4 protein-coding genes and 2 pseudogenes are annotated in these 3,981 nt (G+C 36.7%); 3 read left to right on the top strand and 3 right to left on the bottom strand.

What is annotated here, in order from left to right:
- Positions 1-663, top strand: a pseudogene (locus CA730_RS17340) (cation transporting ATPase C-terminal domain-containing protein); the annotation flags it as partial.
- A gap of 100 nt (positions 664-763) precedes the next feature.
- On the opposite strand, the gene CA730_RS17335 reads toward CA730_RS17340, so the two are convergent.
- On the bottom strand, positions 764-1,666 hold the full coding sequence (locus CA730_RS17335; RefSeq protein ID WP_096669179.1) for an alpha/beta fold hydrolase: 903 nt from the start codon (positions 1,664-1,666) through the stop codon (positions 764-766).
- Between the two features lie 186 nt (positions 1,667-1,852).
- Between CA730_RS17335 and CA730_RS17330 the strand changes: the two genes are divergently transcribed.
- Positions 1,853-2,329, top strand: coding sequence for an ATP-binding cassette domain-containing protein (locus CA730_RS17330; RefSeq protein WP_330221271.1), 477 nt, complete (start codon positions 1,853-1,855; stop codon positions 2,327-2,329).
- 104 nt (positions 2,330-2,433) lie between these two features.
- Positions 2,434-3,300 (top strand): shikimate dehydrogenase, encoded by an 867-nt coding sequence (locus tag CA730_RS17325; RefSeq protein ID WP_096669175.1) that lies wholly within the window; start codon positions 2,434-2,436, stop codon positions 3,298-3,300.
- 173 nt (positions 3,301-3,473) lie between these two features.
- On the opposite strand, the gene CA730_RS17320 is transcribed toward CA730_RS17325, so the two are convergent.
- Entirely contained in the window at positions 3,474-3,671 is a 198-nt protein-coding gene (locus CA730_RS17320) for a YgiT-type zinc finger protein (protein ID WP_096669173.1), read from the bottom strand.
- 153 nt (positions 3,672-3,824) lie between these two features.
- A pseudogene (locus tag CA730_RS25745) lies at positions 3,825-3,981 on the bottom strand (transposase); the annotation flags it as partial.

Genomic DNA, 3,981 nt, shown 5'->3' with positions numbered 1-3,981 from the left:
ACTTTGCATCTATCGAAGCTGCGGTGGAGGAAGGAAGAACAGTTTACAGTAATTTATTGAAAGCGATCGCTTTTATTCTCCCTGTCAATGATGGTGAATCTATGACGATCTTAATTAGCGTTTTATTAGCCAGAGATTTACCAATTCTATCTTTACAAGTTCTTTGGTTAAATATGGTAAATTCCATTGCTATGACAGTTCCTTTGGCTTTTGAACCCAAGTCTGATCGGGTAATGCAACAACCTCCACGTAATCCCAATGAAAAATTACTTTCTCCTAATTTAGTTAAACGTATTGTCCTCATTTCTATCTTTAACTGGATTTTAATTTTCGGTGTCTTTGAGTGGATCAAACAAACAACTGGAGATGTTGCCGTTGCCCGCATAATGGCAATTCAAGCTTTAGTAGTAGGCAGAATTTTTTACCTGTTAAGTATTACCCAATTAGGTGTTGCTATTGTTGATAAAATTCGCGGAATTAATCGAGAAATTGGCGATCAAAAAGCAATGTATGTGGCAATTGCCAGCACTATTATTTTGCAGATCATTTTCAGCCAATGGGGTTTGATGAATAAATTATTTTATACAGCCCCATTGTCTGGTTGTTGGCTTGCCGATGATTGCAGTAGCAGCCTTTGCCAATCGTTTGGATTCTAACTTTTAAGCAAACTCTTTTGGTATAATACCAATTTTAGATGAGGCTAAATAGAGTAATTGTTATCTGTATTTATCTACATTCAATTATCATTTAACTTCATTTGGTATTAACTCAAACTAATTATCCAATCACGTAAATGTGAATTCACTTGTTCGGGAATTTCATCATGGGGACAATGACCGGCGGTGAGGAAATATTCTGTTAATTGGGGATAATATTCATGAAACTTTTGTGAACGTTCTCTTGCTTTCATCCAAGGATCTGCTTCTCCCCATAATAACAATAATGGGCAAGTTAATTGTTTAAGCAAAACGTCAACTTTCGCTCCTTGAGGACTGCTAAAAACAGAAACAAAGACATCTAACGCCCCTTTGTCAAAAGCTGGACGCTGAATTTCTGCTACTAATTGATCTGTAATTGCACTTTTGTCAAGATAAACTTTTTCTAAAGTCCGGCGAATTACCCACTTTTGGCGCGTATATTGAAATAATAAAGATTGAGCTAAACGCTGTTTAAATGCCCATTTAACAGGTTTACCCAAAAGTTTTTGCAGAGGATTTATAGAAGGTTGAATCTGATTTTCTGGTTGGGAAAAGGGACCTGCACTATTAAGTAATACTACACCAGCGGCACTTTCAGGACGTTGGGAAGCAACGCATAAACAAGCATAACCTCCTAAAGAATTACCTGCTAAAATTGTTTTTTGACCGATAACTTCACTGATAAAATCATGTAGTTGATCACGCCACAAGTCGGCGCTATACTGTAAATTAGGTTTTGCGGAACGCCCAAATCCTAACAGGTCAATAGCAAATACTTGGAAATCTGCACTCAATTCTGTGATATTCTTGCGCCAATGGTCTGTGGAAGCACCAAAACCATGCACTAATAGTAGGGGTGGACGCTGGGGTTGTGGTTCTCCTGCTTGGATATAGTATACGTTGTGTCCGCGCCATTGCCAATATTGACCAGGAATCGGATTTGTAGAAGGAGTGATACTTGTTTGCATATTACAAAGAAATATTAAGTTATTTTTATAATAATTGAGGACTTACCTATTGACAAACTAGAACAGGGGTGAATATGTTTATCGGGCTTTATTTGTCAACCGCATAATTAATAGACATCTCCAGTATAGACGAAATTAGATTATTAACTTTTTGGTGTGTTTTGATTAATTAAATGTTGGGTTTCCTTGCGTCAAACCAACCTACTTGCTTATGGTAAACCTGGTGTGAGTCATACAGAAGTAGAAACTGCGGCTAAAATTGCTCATGCTCATGAATTTATTATTAATTTACCCCAACAATATGATACTTTAATTGTTGAAAAGGGTGTAAAGTTATCGGGTGGACAAAGACAACGTTTAGCTATTGCTAGAGCTTTGATTAAAAATCCCCAACTTCTAATTTTAGATGAAGCTACTTCTGCGCTGGATACGGAATCAGAGTATTTAATTCAACAGGGATTACAAATATTATTAAAAAATCGGACTTGTTTAGTGATTGCTCATCGTCTTTCTACTATCCAAAATGCTGATTTAATTGTAGTTTTAGAAAAAGGTAAGGTAATAGAAAAGGGTAATCATAGTGAATTAATTACCCTGGGGGGAAGATATGCTTATTTACATAAAATGCAGTTTCCTCAAAATTTACCTTTGGATATACAATAACAATGAGGATAAAAAATTTGAATTAAGTTTAATAAACCAATTTTTCACAAATGCTTAATTGTCAATTAAATTATTAGATGACGAATAAATAAAAATTGATAAAAATGATTACTGGAAAAACGAAACTTTTGGGAGTTATTGGACATCCTGTAGAACATTCCCTTTCTCCATTAATGCACAATGCGGCTTTGGCTAAACTGGGATTAGATTATGTGTATTTGCCTTTTCCCATTGCACCAGAAAATTTAGAGAGAGCGATCGCCGGGTTTGCTAGTATTGGTGTAGTAGGATTTAGCATCACAATTCCCCATAAACAAGCAATATTACCGTTATTATCCGAAATTTCTCCTGTCGCCCAAGCTATCGGTGCAGTGAACACTGTCACTCGTCAGGGTGATAAATGGGTAGGGACAAATACAGACGTGGAAGGATTTATGTCCCTATTACAAACAACATATCATCAAGATTGGAGTCAGAAAAAAGCGGTAATTTTAGGGAATGGTGGGGCTGCGAGGGCTGTGGTTGCTGGTTGTATTCAACTTGGTTTTGCAGAAATTCACGTCGTGGGGCGGAATTTTCAGAAATTACAAGCATTTCATCAAAGTTGGCAAAATTCACCTTTTGCAGATAAATTTCAGGTGCATGAATGGCAAGAATTACCGAACCTACTCCACCAAGCTAACCTGTTGGTAAATACAACCCCCATTGGAATGTATCCTTATATGGAAGAATCGCCATTAAGTAGCCAAGAAATTGGTTATTTGCCTGGTGATACCATTGTCTATGATTTAATTTATATTCCCAAACCTACCAAATTTTTGCAGTTGGCAGAAAAACAAGGAGCAATTATTATTGATGGTTTAGAAATGCTTGTCCAACAAGGTGCAGCAGCCTTAAAAATCTGGTTACAACAAGAAACAGTCCCCGTCAACGAAATGCGTCAAGCATTGCAAAATCACCTGGGGATATGATATAAATTAAGCCTGGGTGTATCTGTCATAGTTCTATCGTCTTCTCTTATTTACATAATAGTTGGTGATCGTTGGGTGAGATGATGTTAACAGATACAGGGTTTTTGGGTTGTAATTTAGTGTTATTAATGATGGGTATTGTTGGATTTTTATATGTCAACCCAACCTACTAACTAAGGTGATGATGAACTTACTAAATCGGCTGTTTCTCGATCTGAAACGGTGAGGGCTTCTTGAATTAATTCGACTTCATGAGTTTCAAAAAGTGATTCACCGCATTGATCACAAACCCAGGCTGGAATTGCATTCCAGGAAATATGGTAAGTAGGTAGGCGGGAAAATTTATAACTATGTAACAAAACCTTAATCATAGGAGCTAAAGTTAAATTTTACACGATGTGTACTATAGTTTGCTTTTTTCCTCTAGCTGTAACACCATTAATGACAGCGTAAGCAAGGTCTAACTCATCATCAAATATTTGCCCGGATAGCTCATCTTTTTTAAGGTGCTGCCACTCTAATTCGATTGGGTTCATTTCGGAGCAGTATTTTGGTAAAAAGAAAATGTACAAACCCATGTCTTCCCACTTTTTCCATAACTGCTGAACTTCCTTGCATCTATGTATCGGACCGTTGTCTTGTACTATTGCTCTCATGCGTCCATTTAAAATCATAATTTTT

It is taken from the genome of Dolichospermum compactum NIES-806 (assembly GCF_002368115.1).
Taxonomy (GTDB): domain Bacteria; phylum Cyanobacteriota; class Cyanobacteriia; order Cyanobacteriales; family Nostocaceae; genus Dolichospermum; species Dolichospermum compactum.
This window is presented reverse-complemented; position numbering and strand designations above follow the sequence as displayed.